Raw genomic sequence first — 16,209 nt, 5'->3', positions numbered from 1 at the left:
ATCGGGAGCCCCCGCCATGCTGCGCATCAGCCAAGAAGCCCTCACTTTCGACGACGTCCTCCTGATTCCCGGTTATTCGGAAGTCCTACCCAAGGACGTGAGCCTGAAAACCCGACTGACCCGTGGCATCGAACTGAACATTCCGCTGGTGTCCGCCGCGATGGATACCGTGACCGAATCCCGCCTGGCGATCGCCATGGCACAGGAAGGCGGCATCGGCATCATCCACAAGAACATGGGCATCGAGCAGCAGGCCGCCGAGGTTCGCAAGGTCAAGAAGCACGAGACCGCGATCGTCCGCGACCCGATCACCGTTACCCCGTCGACCAAGATCATCGAGCTGCTGCAGATCGCCCGTGAATACGGCTTCTCCGGCTTCCCGGTGGTGGAAGAAGGCGAGCTGGTCGGCATCGTCACCGGTCGCGACCTGCGCGTGAAGCCGAACGTCGGCGACAGCGTTTCCGCGATCATGACCCCGAAGGACAAGCTGGTCACCGCCCGCGAAGGCACCGCCCTGGAAGAGATCAAGGCCGCGCTCTACGAAAACCGCATCGAGAAGATGCTGATCGTCGACGAGAAGTTCCGCCTGACGGGCCTCGTGACCTTCCGTGACATCGAGAAGGCCAAGACCTACCCGCTGGCTTCCAAGGACGACGAAGGCCGCCTGCGCGTCGGCGCAGCCGTCGGCACCGGCGCCGACACCGGCGAGCGCGTTGCCGCACTGGTCGCCGCCGGCGTTGACGTCGTCGTCGTCGACACCGCCCACGGCCACTCCAAGGGCGTGATCGACCGCGTTCGCTGGGTGAAGGAAACCTTCCCGCAGGTACAGGTCATCGGCGGCAACATCGCCACCGGCGAAGCCGCCAAGGCACTGGCTGACGCCGGCGCCGACGCCGTCAAGGTCGGTATCGGCCCGGGCTCCATCTGCACCACCCGTATCGTCGCTGGCGTCGGTGTGCCGCAGATCTCCGCCATCGCCAACGTCGCGGCCGCCCTCGAAGGCACCGGCGTTCCGCTGATCGCCGACGGCGGCATCCGCTTCTCCGGCGACCTGGCCAAGGCCATGGTGGCTGGCGCCTACTGCGTGATGATGGGTTCGATGTTCGCCGGTACCGAAGAAGCGCCGGGCGAGATCGAGCTGTTCCAGGGCCGTTCCTACAAGTCCTACCGTGGCATGGGCTCCCTGGGCGCCATGGCCGGTTCCACCGGTTCCTCCGACCGCTACTTCCAGGACGCCTCCGCCGGCGCCGAGAAGCTGGTTCCGGAAGGTATCGAAGGCCGTGTGCCGTACAAGGGCCAGCTGACCGCCATCGTCCACCAGTTGATGGGTGGCCTGCGCGCCGCCATGGGCTACACCGGCAGCGCCAACATCCAGGACATGCGCACCAAGCCGCAGTTCGTGCGCATCACCGGCGCCGGCATGGCCGAGTCCCACGTCCACGATGTGCAGATCACCAAGGAAGCCCCGAATTACCGCGTAGGTTAAGGGTTTCGGTAAATGAGTCGGACACGGGGCTGGTTGATACAGCCCCGTGTCGTTTAAGAATTTCGCTACGAGAGATGGCCATGTCCCAAGACATTCACGCTCACCGGATCCTGATCCTCGACTTCGGCTCCCAGTACACCCAGCTGATCGCCCGCCGCGTTCGCGAGATCGGCGTGTACTGCGAGATCCACCCGTTCGACATGAGCGACGACGAGGTGCGTGCCTTCGCCCCGCGCGGCATCATCCTGGCCGGCGGCCCGGAGTCGGTGCACGAAGCCAACAGCCCGCGCGCGCCGCAGGCCGTGTTCGACCTCAAGGTGCCGCTGTTCGGCATCTGCTACGGCATGCAGACGATGGCCGAGCAGATGGGCGGCAAGGTGCTGGGTTCCGACCTGCGCGAATTCGGCTACGCCCGCGTCGACGTGGTCGGCAAGGCCCGCCTGCTGGACGGCATCGAAGACCACGTCGATGAAGACGGCGTGTTCGGCCTCGACGTGTGGATGAGCCACGGCGACAAGGTCACCGAGATCCCGGAAGGCTTCCACATTCTCGCCAGCACCCCGAGCTGCCCGATCGCCGCCATGGCGGACGACGCCCGCGGCTACTACGGCGTGCAGTTCCACCCGGAAGTGACCCACACCAAGCAGGGCGGTCGCATCCTCTCCCGCTTCGTGCTGGACATCTGCGGCTGCGAAGCCCTGTGGACCCCGTCCAACATCGTCAACGACGCCATCGCCACCGTTCGCGCCCAGGTGGGTTCGTCCAAGGTACTGCTGGGCCTGTCCGGCGGCGTGGACTCCTCGGTGGTCGCGGCGCTGCTGCACAAGGCCATCGGCGACCAGCTGACCTGCGTGTTCGTCGACAACGGCCTGCTGCGCCTGCACGAAGGTGACCAGGTGATGGCCATGTTCGCCGAGAACATGGGCGTGAAAGTGATCCGCGCCAACGCCGAAGAGCTGTTCCTCGGCCGCCTGGCCGGCGTCTCCGACCCGGAGCAGAAGCGCAAGATCATCGGCAAGACCTTCATCGAGGTCTTCGACGAGGAAGCCACCAAGCTGCAGGACGTGAAGTTCCTCGCCCAGGGCACCATTTACCCCGACGTGATCGAGTCGGCCGGCGCCAAGACCGGCAAGGCCCACGTGATCAAGTCGCACCACAACGTCGGCGGCCTGCCGGAAGACATGCAGTTCGAACTGGTCGAACCGCTGCGCGAGCTGTTCAAGGATGAAGTCCGCAAGATCGGCCTGGAGCTGGGCCTGCCCTACGACATGGTCTACCGCCACCCGTTCCCGGGCCCGGGCCTGGGCGTGCGCATCCTCGGCGAAGTGAAGAAGGAATACGCCGACCTGCTGCGTCGCGCGGACCACATCTTCATCGAAGAGCTGCGCAACTTCGACTGGTACCACAAGACCAGCCAGGCCTTCGTGGTCTTCCAGCCGGTGAAATCCGTCGGCGTGGTCGGCGATGGCCGTCGCTACGCCTGGGTCGTGGCCCTGCGCGCCGTGGAAACCATCGACTTCATGACCGCTCGCTGGGCGCACCTGCCGTACGAGCTGCTGGAGAAGGTCTCGAACCGCATCATCAACGAGATCGAAGGCATCTCCCGCGTCACCTACGACGTGTCGAGCAAGCCGCCGGCAACCATCGAGTGGGAATGATCGGGGAGATTTAACATTCCCGTAATGAAGAGGGCGGCATGCTCGCCGCCTTCTTCAGCAGGCGGGGCGGGTGAAAGCCCGCCCTTGACCTGGCGCATGGGCGGCTCCGCCGTCCTCATGCAGAGTCACCTCCGTGCAGCCGGCCGCAAGAGCCTGGCGCCGGGCGCAAACGCGCCAACCTCCGTGAAAGCCGATGGGGTCGCAAGTCCCTTGAGTCCCTTGTTCGAGGATCTGGACCCATGTCGTTTACCCGTAGACAAGTACTCGGCGGTCTCGCCGGCCTGGCCGTGCTCGGCCTGGGCGCCGGTGGCGCGCGCATCTGGCTGGCCCGTCCGCAGGTCGCCGCCGAGCATGATTACGAGCTGATCGCCGCCCCGCTGGACCTGGAGCTGGTGCCCGGCCACAAGAGCCCCGGCCTGGCCTATGGCGGCCAGGCGCCGGGCGCGGAAATCCGCGCGCGCCAGGGTGACTGGCTGCGGGTGCGCTTCACCAACAAGCTGGACGAGCCCACGACCATCCATTGGCACGGCATTCGCCTGCCCATCGAGATGGACGGCGTGCCCTACATCTCGCAGCCGCCGGTGCAGCCGGGCGAGAGCTTCATCTATCAGTTCAAGACGCCGGATGCCGGCAGCTACTGGTACCACCCGCACCTGATGAGCAGCGAGCAGCTGGGCCGTGGCCTGGTCGGACCGCTGATCATCGACGAGCGCGAGCCCACCGAGTTCAGCAGCGAGAAGACGCTCTGCCTGAAGACCTGGCACGTGGACGAGGAGGGCAACTTCACGCCCTTCAGCGTGCCCCGCGAAGCCGCGCGTGAAGGCACCCGCGGGCGCCTGTCGACCATCAACGGCGAACGCACGCCGGTGATCGAGCTGCCGGCCGGCGAGATCGTCCGGGTGCGCCTGCTCAACGTCGACAACACCGTGACCTATCGTCTCAACCTGCCGGACGCCGAGGCGAAGATCTATGCCATCGACGGCCATCCGGTGGAGCCGCGCGATTTCGGCAAGGGCCCGAAGGACCAGTACTGGATCGGCCCCGGCATGCGCCTGGAGCTGGGTATCCGTGGTCCGGCCGAAGGTGCCGAGCTGTCGCTGCGCAATGGTCCTGTGCGCCTGGCAACCATCCGTGGCGTGGCCAACCCGAAGGCGCCCACGGCCAAGTGGCCGGCCGCGCTGCCGCACAACCCGGTGTCCGAGCCGGACCTGAAGAACGCCGAGACCATCAACTTCAAGTTCGAGTGGGTCGGTGCCATCTCCGACTACTCCAAGGGCCAGTCGGCGCCTTCGCTGTGGCAGATCAACGGCGTGGCCTGGCAGGGTGGCGAGGAGCACAAGCACAACGCGCCGCCCCTGACCAAGCTCAAGGAAGGCAACAGCTACATCTTCGTGCTGCGCAACATGACCCAATACCAGCACCCGATTCATCTGCATGGCATGACCTTCAAGGTGCTGGACTCCGACCGCCGGGACATCATCCCGTACTTCACCGACACCTACCTGCTGGGCAAGAATGAGACGGCACGCGTGGCGCTGGTGGCGGATAACCCCGGCCTGTGGATGTTCCACTGCCACGTGATCGATCACATGGAGACCGGTCTGATGGGAACCATCGCGGTGGGCGAGGCATGGTGCGGCTGACCAACAGCAAGGGGCATCCGACCGTGAAGGGGCTGCGGCCGATCATCGACCGCAGCCAGGATATCCCGTTCATGCGCGAAGCCCTGGCGCTGGCCGAGCAGGGCGCGGCCCTGGGCGAGGTGCCGGTGGGCGCGCTGCTGGTGCTGGACGGCCAGGTGATCGGGCGTGGCTTCAATCGGCCGATCACCTCCCATGATCCCAGCGCCCATGCCGAAATGGTCGCCATCCGCGAGGCCGCCGCCGCGTCGCAGAACTACCGCCTGCCGGGCGCCACGCTGTACGTCACTCTGGAGCCTTGCAGCATGTGCGCCGGACTGATCGTGCATTCGCGCATCCAGCGCGTGGTGTACGGCACCACTGAGCCCAAGTCGGGCGTGGTGGTCAGCCGCGGCGCCTTCTTCGAGCAGGACTTCCTCAATCACCGTGTACTGGTGGAGGGCGGCGTGCTGGCCGAGGCGTGCAGTGCCATGCTCTCCGCCTTCTTCAAGGCGCGCCGGGCGAAGAAGCCCCCAGTCGGTTGAGTTGTTCGATTGGGTGAACGCCCGGTCCTGGGCGGGCTTGATCGAGTTATTTTTCTTAAGCTCATATGTTTCAGTAACTTGCTGTAATTATTGAGGCGCTTTTTCTGCGCCTAAAGTCGTATCTCGCCTCCCGGACTCCTGTTTTCTGTGTGTTATTTTGCACGTCCGCCCTCGCGGCGGCGCTGACAGGCGCGCAAGTCCAAGAACAAAAGCCAGGACGCCTGCGGCACTCCAACGTTTCATGCTGCCCATGAACGACCCGGAGGCGCCCCTGTTCCTCGCTGTTCTGCAATGCCGTTGTCCTGGAAGGCCATCAGCACGCCGACGCTGGTCGCCCCGGAGCTCGTCATTAACATGTAGAGGACTTGTTATGAGCCAATCCGGGAACCCCACGTTCCAGGACCCCACCGCCAGCGAAGCGGTGGATTCGTCGGGCCTAGAGGTCAAGCGTCTGAGCTTCCTCGAAGCCGTGGCGATGATCGTCGGCACCAATATCGGCGCCGGCGTGCTGTCCATGGCCTACGCCAGCCGCAAGGCCGGCTTCATGCCGCTGCTGCTGTGGCTGGCGGTGGCCGGCATCTTCACCACCATCTCCATGCTCTACGTCTCCGAGACGGCGCTGCGTACCCGCACCCACAACCAGTTGAGCGGCCTGGCGCAGCGCTACGTCGGTTCCTTCGGCGCCTGGGCGATCTTCCTCTCGGTGGCGGTCAACAGCATCGGCGCGCTGATCGCCTACATGAGCGGCAGCGGCAAGATCCTCGCGGCCTTCTTCGGCATCAGTCCGGCGCTGGGCAGCCTGCTGTTCTTCATCCCGGCCGCCGCCGTGCTCTACATGGGCCTGGGCGCCATCGGCAAGGGCGAGAAGTTCATCAGCATCGGCATGGTCAGCATGATCCTGATCCTGGTGGCCGCCACCCTGCTGAACGAGAACACCGAGTTCGTCCGCCTGCTCGAGGGTGACTGGATCTACATGGTGCCGGTGTTCAACATCGCGGTGTTCTGCTTCTCCGCCCAGTACATCGTGCCGGAGATGGCGCGCGGCTTCAGTCATGCGCCCAGGCAGTTGCCCAGGGCGGTGATCACCGGGATGCTGACCACCTTCGTCCTGCTGAGCGTGGTGCCGATGTCGGTGATCGCGCTGACCGGTCTTGAGAACCAGTCCGAGGTCGCGACCCTGGCCTGGGGGCAGGCGCTGGGGCAGTGGGCCTTCTTCACCGCCAACACCTTCGCCCTGTGCGCCATGCTGACTTCGTACTGGGGCCTGGGCGGCAGCTTCCTGACCAACATCTTCGACAAGTTCCACAAGCTCGGCCCGGAAAGCCAGCCGAAGACCCGCCTGCTGGTGCTGGCCATCGTGGCGTTGCCGCCGTTCGTGCTGGCCTACAGCGGGCTGGTGGGCTTCGTCAATGCGCTGTACTTCGCCGGGGCCTTCAGCGGGGTGATCCTGTCGATCATGCCGATCCTGATGTTGCGTTCGGCGCGCAGGAACGGTGACTTCGAGCCGGCCTGGAAATGCGGCTGGATCGCCCACCCGGCGATCCAGGTGGTGATCGTGCTGATCTACCTGGCCAGCGCCGTCTATGCGATCTGCAGTGCGCTGAACCTGCTGCCTTCGGGCTGGTGAGTCGCGCGATCGCGCCATGAAAAAGCCCGGCTGATGCCGGGCTTCTTCATGTCTGGATGCTCTTTCGCAAGCGCGCTCAGAGCTTCTCGTCCTGCGGATTGTCCTGCGGCTTGGTCTTGTTCACCCCCGGCAGGTGCAGGCCGCTTTCGGCGAGCTGGCCACCTTCCATCTGCGGCTGGGTCACCCAGGTCAGGATGTCGTAGTAGCGCCGCACGTTCTGGACGAAGTGCACCGTCTCGCCGCCGCGCGCATAGCCGTAGCGGGTCTTGCGGTACCACTGCTTCTGCGACAGGCGCGGCAGCATCTTCTTCACGTCGAGCCACTTGTTCGGGTTCAGGCCTTCCTGCTCGGCGAGCTTGCGCGCATCGTCCAGGTGGGCGCCGCCGATGTTGTAGGCGGCCAGGGCGAACCAGGTGCGGTCCGGGTCCTGGATGCTCTCGGGCAATTCGTCCTTGATCTGGATGTAGTACTTGCTGCCGCCCTGGATGCTCTGCCGGGCGTCGAGGCGGTTGGCCACGCCCATCGCCTGCGCGGTGCGGTTGGTCAGCATCATCAGGCCACGCACGCCGGTCTTGGAGGTGGCGTCGGGCTGCCACATGGACTCCTGGTAGCCGATGGCGGCCAGCAGGCGCCAGTCGGCTTCGAGCTTCTGGCCGCTCTGGCGGAAGTGCGGCTCGTACTTGGGCAGGCGTTGCTGCAGGTGCTGGGCGAAGGTGTAGGCGCCGACATAGCCCAGTACGTCGACGTGACCGTAGTAGCGGTCCTTCAGGCGTTGCAGCAGCCCGTCCTGCTTGGCCTTGTCGAGGAAGGCGTTGACCTTCTCCTGCAGGCTGTTGTCGTCGCCGGCCGGCAGCGCCCAGGCAAGGCCTCGGGAGTCGCCGAGGTCGAAGGCGACGCGAACGTTGGGGAAGTACACCTGGTTCATCGCCAGTTCATTGGAGTCGACCAGGGTGAGGTCGATCTCGCCGACGTCCACCATGCGCAGCAGGTCGACCATTTCGTCGGCATCCGATTCGCGATACGTGATCTTGGGGAACTGCTTCTTCAGCTCGGCCAGCTGGGCGGCATGGCTGCTGCCCTTGAGCACGACGATGCGCTTGTCCTCGAGGTCTTCGGGACGGGTGGGGCGCTGCGCACCGTTGCGGTAGACGACCTGTGGGGTGACGTCCAGGTAGGAGTGCGAATAGCGCACCTGGGCGCTGCGATCACCGCCCGGAGTCAGGCCGGCAGCGGCCAGGTCCGGCCCGCCTTCGCGTCCGAGCTGGCCGTAGAGGTCTTCGATGTTGTCGGCGGTTTCGATCTGCAGCGAGACCCCCAGGCTGTCGGCAAAGCGTTTGGCCAGCTCGTATTCGAAGCCGGTATCGCCGTTGCGATCCTGGAAGTAGGTAGCGGGGCTGTTGCGGGTGATCACGCGCAGGACGCCGTCCTTCTGCACACGCTCCAGGGCTGTCGGGACTTTCGCCTCGGTACAGCCGGAAAGCAGCAGAAAGATACAGGTCGCCAAGAACCAGGCGGTGCGACGCACGCGGGACGCAGTCAGGGCAAGCATCGAGGCAGTATACGCAAAGGCCGTGCGGCGCCATATATCGACAGCTTGACGCTTCTCTGCTAGCTGACGTGCCGTTCGTCGGCATTTTGGCGCATAACACCGGGCCAGGCGGGCTGGGAAGGGGCCGGTCGAAGCTGTTCGAAGGTTAAAAACCGATTGGATGGCGATGGTGGCGAGGAAGGCGCTGGACAGGTGCCGCCGCCCCGCGCTTTACGGTAGAATGCACGGCCTCTGTGGGCCGGCCCGCCCGGCCCCACACACTTCCCCGTCTCCAGAGGCTGTTCCGACAATGCTGATCCTGCGCGGTGCTCCCGCCCTTTCCGCTTTCCGCCACGGCAAACTGCTCGACCTGCTGACCCAGCAGGTGCCCGCCGTCACCGGGCTGTATGCCGAGTTTGCGCACTTCGCCGAGGTCACCGGAGCCCTCAACGCCGAGGAAGAACAGGTCCTCGCCCGCCTGCTGAAATACGGCCCGAGCGTCCCGGTACAGGAACCCGCCGGTCGCCTGTTCCTGGTGGTGCCGCGTTTCGGCACCATCTCGCCCTGGTCGAGCAAAGCGTCGGACATTGCCCGCAACTGCGGCCTGGCCAAGATCGAGCGCATCGAGCGCGGCATCGCCTACTACGTCAGCGGTGAACTGAGCGAGGCCGACGCGCAAGCTGTCGCCGCCCGCCTGCATGACCGCATGACCCAGCTGGTCCTGAGCCAGCTCGAAGAAGCTTCCGCCCTGTTCAGCCACGCCCAGCCCAAGCCGCTGACCGTGGTGGACATCCTCGCCGGCGGTCGCGCCGCGCTGGAGAAGGCCAACCTCGACCTGGGCCTGGCCCTGGCCGAAGACGAGATCGACTACCTGGTGAAAAGCTTCGTCGAGCTGGGCCGCAACCCGCACGATGTCGAACTGATGATGTTCGCCCAGGCCAACTCCGAACACTGCCGCCACAAGATCTTCAACGCCAGTTGGGATATCGACGGCCAGGCTCAGGACAAGAGCCTGTTCGGCATGATCAAGAACACCTATGAAATGCACCGCGAAGGCGTGCTGTCCGCCTACAAGGACAACGCCGCGGTGATGAAAGGCTACGTCGCCGGTCGTTTCTACCCGAACGCCGAGACCCGCCAGTACGGCGCCAGCGAAGAGCCGGTGCACATCCTGATGAAGGTGGAAACCCACAACCACCCGACCGCCATCGCTCCCTTCCCCGGCGCCTCCACCGGCTCCGGCGGCGAGATCCGCGACGAAGGTGCGACCGGCCGTGGCGCCAAGCCGAAAGCCGGCCTGGTGGGCTTCACCGTCTCCAACCTGAACATCCCCGGTTTCGAGCAGCCCTGGGAAGTGCCCTACGGCAAGCCCGAGCGCATCGTCACCCCGCTGGACATCATGATCGAAGGCCCGCTGGGCGGCGCCGCGTTCAACAACGAATTCGGCCGCCCGAACCTGGCCGGCTACTTCCGTACCTTCGAGCAGGCCATCGCCACCCCGCGCGGCGAGGAAGTCCGTGGCTACCACAAGCCGATCATGATCGCCGGCGGCATGGGCAACATCCGCGAAGACCACGTGCAGAAGGGCGAGATCTCGGTCGGCGCCAAGCTGATCGTGCTCGGCGGCCCGGCCATGCTGATCGGCCTGGGCGGCGGCGCCGCGTCCTCCATGGCCACCGGCGCCTCCGCCGCTGACCTGGACTTCGCCTCGGTGCAGCGCGAGAACCCGGAAATGGAACGCCGTTGCCAGGAGGTCATCGACCGCTGCTGGCAGCTGGGCGACAACAACCCGATCAAGTTCATCCACGACGTGGGCGCGGGCGGTATCTCCAACGCCCTGCCGGAACTGATCAACGACGGTGGCCGCGGCGGCCGTTTCGAACTGCGCGCCGTGCCCAACGACGAGCCGGGCATGAGCCCGCTGGAAATCTGGTGCAACGAGTCGCAGGAGCGTTACGTCCTGTCCGTCGACGCCGCCGACTTCGAGACCTTCAAGGCCATCTGCGAGCGCGAGCGCTGCCCGTTTGCCGTGGTCGGCGAGGCCACCGAAGAGAAGCAACTGACCGTTGCCGACAGCCACTTCGGCAACAAGCCGGTGGACATGCCGCTGGAGGTGCTGCTCGGCAAGCCGCCGCGCATGCACCGCTCAGTCACCCGCGAAGCCGAGCTGGGCGATGACTTCGCTGCCGCCGGCCTGGACCTGACCGAGTCCACCGAGCGCGTACTGCGTCACCCGGCCGTGGCCAGCAAGAACTTCCTGATCACCATCGGCGACCGCACCATCACCGGTCTGGTGGCTCGCGACCAGCTGGTCGGCCCGTGGCAGGTTCCGGTGGCCGACTGCGCCGTCACCGCCACCAGCTTCGACGTCTACACCGGTGAAGCCATGGCCATGGGTGAGCGCACCCCGCTGGCCCTGATCGACGCCCCGGCCTCCGGCCGCATGGCGATCGGCGAGACCATCACCAACCTGGCCGCCGCCAGCATCGACAAGATTTCCGAGATCAAACTGTCCGCCAACTGGATGGCCGCTGCCGGCCACCCGGGCGAGGACGCGCGCCTGTACGACACCGTCAAGGCCGTCGGCATGGAACTGTGCCCGGCGCTGGGTATCACCATCCCGGTGGGCAAGGACTCCATGTCCATGAAGACCCGCTGGCAGGATGGCGACGCCGAGAAGAGCGTCACCTCGCCGATGTCGCTGATCATCTCCGGCTTCGCTCCGGTCAGCGACGTGCGCAAGACCCTGACCCCGCAGCTGCGCCTGGACAAGGGCGAGACCGACCTGATCGTCGTCGACCTCGGCCGTGGCAAGAACCGCATGGGCGGCTCCATCCTCGCCCAGGTCAACGGCCAGATCGGCCGCGCTGCGCCGGACGTCGACGACGCCGAGGACCTGAAAGCCTTCTTCGCCGTGATCCAGGGCCTGAACGCCGACGGCCACCTGCTGGCCTACCACGACCGTTCCGACGGCGGCCTGATGGCTACCGTGGTCGAGATGGCCTTCGCCGGTCATTGCGGCCTGGACCTGAACCTCGATGCACTGGCCGAAAGCCGCGAGGAACTGGTTGCTGCGTTGTTCAACGAAGAGCTGGGTGCCGTCATCCAGGTTCGCAGCGGCGCCACTCCGGAAGTGCTGGCCCAGTTCAGCGCCGCCGGTCTGGAAGACTGTGTCGCGGTCATCGGCCAGCCGGTCAACGGCGCCGACATCGAACTGGCCTTCAACGGCGAGCAGGTCTTCAATGCCCAGCGCCGCGATCTGCAGCGCATCTGGAGCGAGACCAGCTACCGCATCCAGCGCATGCGTGACAACGCCGACTGCGCCGACCAGGAATTCGACGGCCTGCTCGACGAGAGCAATCCGGGCCTGTCGGTGAAGCTGAGCTTCGACGTCAACGACGACATTGCCGCGCCGTACATCAAGAAGGGTGTGCGTCCGCAGGTGGCCATCCTGCGCGAGCAGGGCGTCAACGGCCAGGTGGAAATGGCTGCCGCCTTCGACCGCGCCGGCTTCGCTGCGATCGACGTGCACATGAGCGACATCCTCTCCGGCCGTGTCAGCCTGGAGCAGTTCAAGGGCCTGGTGGCCTGCGGCGGCTTCTCCTACGGCGACGTACTGGGCGCCGGTGAGGGCTGGGCCAAGTCCATCCTCTTCAACACCCGTGCCCGTGATGGTTTCCAGGCCTTCTTCGAGCGCAAGGACAGCTTCGCCCTGGGCGTGTGCAACGGTTGCCAGATGATGTCCAACCTGCACGAGCTGATCCCCGGCACCGAGTTCTGGCCGCACTTCGTGCGCAACCGCTCCGAGCAGTTCGAGGCGCGCGTGGCGATGGTCCAGGTGCAGGAATCGCAGTCGATCTTCCTGCAGGGCATGGCCGGTTCGCGCCTGCCGATCGCCATCGCCCACGGCGAAGGCCATGCGGAGTTCGAGAGCGAGGAGGCGCTGCTGGAAGCCGATCTGTCCGGCACCGTGGCCATGCGCTTCGTCGATAACCAGGGCAAGGTCACCGAGGCCTATCCGGCCAACCCGAACGGCTCGCCCCGTGGCATCACCGGGCTGACCAGCCGCGACGGCCGCGTCACCATCATGATGCCGCACCCGGAGCGCGTGTTCCGTGCCGTGCAGAACTCCTGGCGTCCGGATGAGTGGGAAGAGGACGGCGGCTGGATGCGCATGTTCCGCAACGCCCGCGTCTGGGTGGGTTGAGTCCGGTTTCCGGGTGAGACACGAAAAGGGGAAAGCTGCGGCTTTCCCCTTTTTCTTTGGGGGGTACGCCGTTTCATCCAGGACGCGGAGGAGAGGACTTTGGCTGATCAACGGCTTCCTGAAGTCCGCTCGGTCGAGGCGGGACAAGTTCTGCGCCTGTGCCGATGCGGGCGATGCCCGTGCCTCCCGGATGCCGCCGAAGACTGTGTGGACACGCTGGAGCTGAGCGTGGGGCGCGAGCGTCACCTGTTGCTCTGCCGCTGCGGTCGTTCGGCTAATCTGCCTTATTGCGATGGGGCCCATGCGCCGGACGCGCCGAGCTTGAGAGCTCGCTGGCAGCGCTTCATGGGGCGCTGATCTCGAAGTCGGTCACAGATTTCGGACAAAGTCGCCTGGGGGCGAACGCCCACGGCACCAGGCGGTCGAACTTTCCCGATGACTCGTGAGTCATAAGAGGCAATGTGCCACTACTTATGGCAGCATTTGTCATACGTGGCGTCATTCGCCACGGCGTTTCCTGTTTCGATCTCCCCGTTTCGGAGCATTCGATGTACAAACTTTGTTTCTACGTTCCAGAGAGTCACCTGGAACCGGTCAAGAAGGCGGTATTCGCCGCGGGTGCGGGACGCATCGGTGCCTATGACAGCTGCTGCTGGCAGGCGCTGGGACAGGGGCAGTTCCGGCCGTTGCAGGGCAGCAACCCGTTCATCGGCCAGGCTGGCACCGTCGAGCAGGTGGCCGAGTGGAAGGTCGAGATGGTGGTGGCCGACGAGCTGATCCATGACTCGGTCAAGGCCCTGAAGGCCGCGCACCCGTATGAGACGCCGGCCTTCGAGGTGTGGCGGTTGTCGGACATGGTGTTCTGACGTAAATGAAAAAGGCGCCCAAAGGCGCCTTTTTCATGGGTGTGTCCGGTCAGGGACGGATCTCGATCAGCGTGCCGTCCTTCACCAGGCTCCAGACCTCGCGCAGGTCGGCGTTGGTCATGGCGATGCAGCCGTTGGTCCAGTCCAGGGTGGAGAAGTACCACTCGGGGTATTCCTCATCCAGCGGGGTGCCGTGGATCATGATCATGCCGCCTGGCGACAGGTTCTTCTCCCGCGCCTTGGCCACGTCGCGCGCGTTGGGGTAGGAGATGTGCATGGAGAGGTTGTACTTGTCGCTGGTCTTGCGCCAGTCGATCCAGTAGAAGCCTTCCGGCGTGCGGTTGTCGCCCTCGGCGAGCTTCGGTCCTTGCGGGCGTTTGCCCAGGGAGACGCGGTAGCTCTTGAGAATCTTGCCGTTGCTCATCAGGTGCAGTTTGCGCTCGGACTTGAGCACGAGAATCTTGTCGATATGACCGTCGAGCGTAGGCGTCGCACTGGCGTTCGAGAACGCGGCGAAGGTAAGACAAAGGACGGCGATCAGCCAGCGCATTGAAACGTATTCCCCAGTGATCCTAATGCCTTAGAGGCGGTGTTCAGGTCTTTTAGTTCTTTTTCTGTGCCAGCATCGGTGCGATGGCTTCGTTGCGTACCGGGAAGCTCCGCTTGATCCGGTCCGCAAAGTAGCATTCTAAGGTACGGCCCACGGTGGGGAAAGCCAGCTCACCCCACGGGATGTCGGATTCTTCGAACAGATCTACCTCCAGGCTCTCCTCGCCGGCGCGGAAGTCCAGGTCGGCCAGTTCGGCGCGGAAGAACATGTACACCTGGCTGATGTGCGGCAGGTCGAAGAGGGTATAGAGCTGCAGGTCGTGGACGCGGGCGCAGGCCTCTTCGAGGGTTTCCCGCGCCGCGGCCTGCTCCAGGGTCTCGCCGTTCTCCATGAAGCCGGCGGGCAGGGTCCAGAAGCCCTGGCGCGGCTGGATGGCGCGGCGGCACAGCAGGATGCGGCCTTCCCACACCGGCAGGCAGCCGGCGACGATGCGGGGGTTCTGGTAATGCACGGTATGGCACTGGTCGCAGACGTAGCGCGGGCGGTTGTCGCCGCTGGGGATGCGCAGGCTCACGGGAGCGCCGCACTGACTGCAGAATTTCATGCCGGTTCCTTGTTCGAATATGCGCCCATCTTGCGCGCTGCGCCGGGCACGCAGCAAGGGGCGGGGCTTGGGCAGTTCGGTCTTTCGTGCCATGATCGTTCAATTAAAAGAATCGGCCCTTTCCCGCAGGATGTTCGGCATGCTGGACCAGCTGCGCCAACGCATACAGGCGCACACGCCTCGCGACTTCGAAACGGACCGCAGCTTCCCGGAAGCGGCGGTCCTGCTCCCCATCACTCCCCAGGAAGAACTCGTGCTCACCCTGCGCGCGACGGGGTTGTCCACCCACAGCGGCGAGGTGGCGTTCCCGGGTGGGCGGCGTGACCCCGAGGACGTCGACCTGATCCACACCGCCCTGCGCGAGGCGGAAGAGGAGATCGCCCTGCCGCCGGGACTGGTGGAAGTGGTCGGGCCGCTGAGCACCCTGGTTTCCCGGCATGGCATCGTGGTCAAGCCATTCGTCGGCTTCGTCCCGGATTTCGTCGAGTACCGGCCCAATGACGGTGAGATCGACGCGGTATTCAAGGTGCCGCTGGAGTTCTTCCGCGGCGACCCGCGGGAAACCACCCATCGCATCGATTACTTCGGCCGCAGCTGGTACGTCCCCAGCTACCTCTACGAGGGGTACAAGATCTGGGGTCTGTCGGCGATCATGCTGGTCGAGCTGGTCAACCTGCTGTATGACGCCCGCATCGACCTGCACCAACCGCCCGCACAGTTCATCAAGCTGAGCTGATTCATACAAGGAGCCGAACCAGCGGCCCCGCCTGAGGAGAAACCCATGAAGTACCGCCTGGGCTCGTCCCGAGTCGAAACCCATCCGGAAAGCTGGATCGCCCCCACGGCCACGGTGATCGGCAAGGTTCGCCTGGATGCCGGCGCCAGCGTGTGGTTCAACGCCGTGCTGCGCGGCGACAACGAGCTGATCCACATCGGCGAGAACAGCAACGTGCAGGACGGCACCGTGATCCACACCGACATGGGCTTCCCGCTGACCCTGGGCAAGGGCGTGACCATCGGCCACAACGCCATGCTGCATGGCTGCCAGGTGGGCGACTACAGCCTGATCGGCATCAACGCGGTGGTCCTCAACGGCGCGAAGATCGGCAAGTACTGCATCATCGGCGCCAACGCACTGATCCCCGAGGGCAAGGAAATTCCCGACGGCTCCCTGGTGATGGGCTCGCCCGGCAGGGTGGTGCGCGAGCTGACCGAGGCGCAGAAGAAGATCCTCGAAGCCAGCGCCGCCCATTACGTGCACAACGCCCAGCGTTACGCCCGCGAGTTGGCCGAGCAGGAAGAATGACAGTAGAACGTCCCGTGGCCTCGCCCTGCATGCATGTCTGCGCGCTGGATGACGCCGACATCTGCCTGGGCTGCCAGCGTAGCGCCGACGAAATCACCCGCTGGGGGCGCATGGACAACGCCGAACGCCGCGAGGTGCTCCGGCGTTGCGAAGAGCGTGCCCGCCAGCAGGGCGTGCTGGTCTAGCACGCCGCCGAGCTTTTTCGTTTCAACA

The 16,209-nt window shown here is 65.2% G+C and carries 14 protein-coding genes; 11 read left to right on the top strand and 3 right to left on the bottom strand.

Annotated elements, in window-relative coordinates; all coding sequences use genetic code 11:
• Positions 1 to 16 precede the first annotated feature (16 nt).
• The 5 genes from guaB (at position 17) to ACAW63_RS26510 (ending at position 6,935) form a co-directional block, all read left to right on the top strand.
• Complete coding sequence (guaB, locus tag ACAW63_RS26530) at positions 17 to 1,486, top strand: IMP dehydrogenase (protein WP_371230366.1); 1,470 nt, start codon at positions 17 to 19, stop codon at positions 1,484 to 1,486.
• A gap of 80 nt (positions 1,487 to 1,566) precedes the next feature.
• The gene (guaA, locus tag ACAW63_RS26525) at positions 1,567 to 3,144 is read left to right on the top strand and encodes a glutamine-hydrolyzing GMP synthase (RefSeq protein ID WP_275608338.1); all 1,578 of its coding nucleotides are present in this window, start codon (positions 1,567 to 1,569) and stop codon (positions 3,142 to 3,144) included.
• 239 nt (positions 3,145 to 3,383) lie between these two features.
• The gene (locus tag ACAW63_RS26520) at positions 3,384 to 4,787 is read left to right on the top strand and encodes a multicopper oxidase family protein (protein ID WP_371230364.1); all 1,404 of its coding nucleotides are present in this window, start codon (positions 3,384 to 3,386) and stop codon (positions 4,785 to 4,787) included.
• Positions 4,775 to 5,308 (top strand): tRNA adenosine(34) deaminase TadA, encoded by a 534-nt coding sequence (tadA, locus tag ACAW63_RS26515; RefSeq protein ID WP_371230362.1) that lies wholly within the window; start codon positions 4,775 to 4,777, stop codon positions 5,306 to 5,308. Before ACAW63_RS26520 ends, tadA begins: the two co-directional genes overlap by 13 nt.
• A gap of 370 nt (positions 5,309 to 5,678) precedes the next feature.
• Positions 5,679 to 6,935 (top strand): aromatic amino acid transport family protein, encoded by a 1,257-nt coding sequence (locus ACAW63_RS26510; RefSeq protein ID WP_371230360.1) that lies wholly within the window; start codon positions 5,679 to 5,681, stop codon positions 6,933 to 6,935.
• Between the two features lie 76 nt (positions 6,936 to 7,011).
• On the opposite strand, the gene mltF is transcribed toward ACAW63_RS26510, so the two are convergent.
• Positions 7,012 to 8,484 carry a membrane-bound lytic murein transglycosylase MltF gene (gene mltF, locus ACAW63_RS26505; RefSeq protein WP_371230359.1) on the bottom strand — a complete coding sequence of 491 codons (1,473 nt, stop codon included), beginning with the start codon at positions 8,482 to 8,484 and terminating at the stop codon, positions 7,012 to 7,014.
• A 289-nt stretch (positions 8,485 to 8,773) separates the two neighbouring features.
• Here mltF and purL point away from each other — a divergent pair, with 289 nt between their 5' ends.
• The 3 genes from purL to ACAW63_RS26490 all read left to right on the top strand — a co-directional run bounded on the left by purL (position 8,774) and on the right by ACAW63_RS26490 (position 13,536).
• Complete coding sequence (gene purL / locus ACAW63_RS26500; RefSeq protein ID WP_371230358.1) at positions 8,774 to 12,670, top strand: phosphoribosylformylglycinamidine synthase; 3,897 nt, start codon at positions 8,774 to 8,776, stop codon at positions 12,668 to 12,670.
• Between the two features lie 207 nt (positions 12,671 to 12,877).
• Positions 12,878 to 13,027, top strand: a complete 150-nt coding sequence (locus ACAW63_RS26495; RefSeq protein ID WP_371234796.1) for a CDGSH iron-sulfur domain-containing protein — start codon at positions 12,878 to 12,880, stop codon at positions 13,025 to 13,027.
• Between the two features lie 191 nt (positions 13,028 to 13,218).
• A complete protein-coding gene (locus ACAW63_RS26490) occupies positions 13,219 to 13,536 on the top strand; it encodes a YqfO family protein (RefSeq protein ID WP_207887456.1) in 318 nt (105 codons plus the stop codon).
• A 49-nt stretch (positions 13,537 to 13,585) separates the two neighbouring features.
• On the opposite strand, the gene ACAW63_RS26485 is transcribed toward ACAW63_RS26490, so the two are convergent.
• Entirely contained in the window at positions 13,586 to 14,086 is a 501-nt protein-coding gene (locus ACAW63_RS26485; RefSeq protein WP_207887455.1) for a murein L,D-transpeptidase family protein, read from the bottom strand.
• Positions 14,087 to 14,138: 52 nt separating this feature from the next.
• The gene (locus tag ACAW63_RS26480; protein ID WP_371230355.1) at positions 14,139 to 14,690 is read right to left on the bottom strand and encodes an NUDIX hydrolase; all 552 of its coding nucleotides are present in this window, start codon (positions 14,688 to 14,690) and stop codon (positions 14,139 to 14,141) included.
• Between the two features lie 139 nt (positions 14,691 to 14,829).
• Here ACAW63_RS26480 and ACAW63_RS26475 point away from each other — a divergent pair, with 139 nt between their 5' ends.
• Genes ACAW63_RS26475 through ACAW63_RS26465 form a run of 3 tightly spaced genes read left to right on the top strand, consistent with a single transcriptional unit; the run spans position 14,830 to position 16,181 of the window.
• Complete coding sequence (locus tag ACAW63_RS26475; protein WP_371230354.1) at positions 14,830 to 15,426, top strand: CoA pyrophosphatase; 597 nt, start codon at positions 14,830 to 14,832, stop codon at positions 15,424 to 15,426.
• 45 nt (positions 15,427 to 15,471) lie between these two features.
• Positions 15,472 to 15,996, top strand: a complete 525-nt coding sequence (locus ACAW63_RS26470; RefSeq protein WP_371230352.1) for a gamma carbonic anhydrase family protein — start codon at positions 15,472 to 15,474, stop codon at positions 15,994 to 15,996.
• The gene (locus ACAW63_RS26465; RefSeq protein WP_371230351.1) at positions 15,993 to 16,181 is read left to right on the top strand and encodes a DUF1289 domain-containing protein; all 189 of its coding nucleotides are present in this window, start codon (positions 15,993 to 15,995) and stop codon (positions 16,179 to 16,181) included. Before ACAW63_RS26470 ends, ACAW63_RS26465 begins: the two co-directional genes overlap by 4 nt.
• Positions 16,182 to 16,209 lie beyond the last annotated feature (28 nt).

Origin of the sequence: Pseudomonas sp. QE6 (assembly GCF_041379005.1) — a bacterium.
In the GTDB taxonomy this organism is placed as follows: domain Bacteria; phylum Pseudomonadota; class Gammaproteobacteria; order Pseudomonadales; family Pseudomonadaceae; genus Pseudomonas.
Note: the sequence above shows the minus strand (reverse complement) of the source record. Positions and strands in the feature narration are given on the sequence as shown.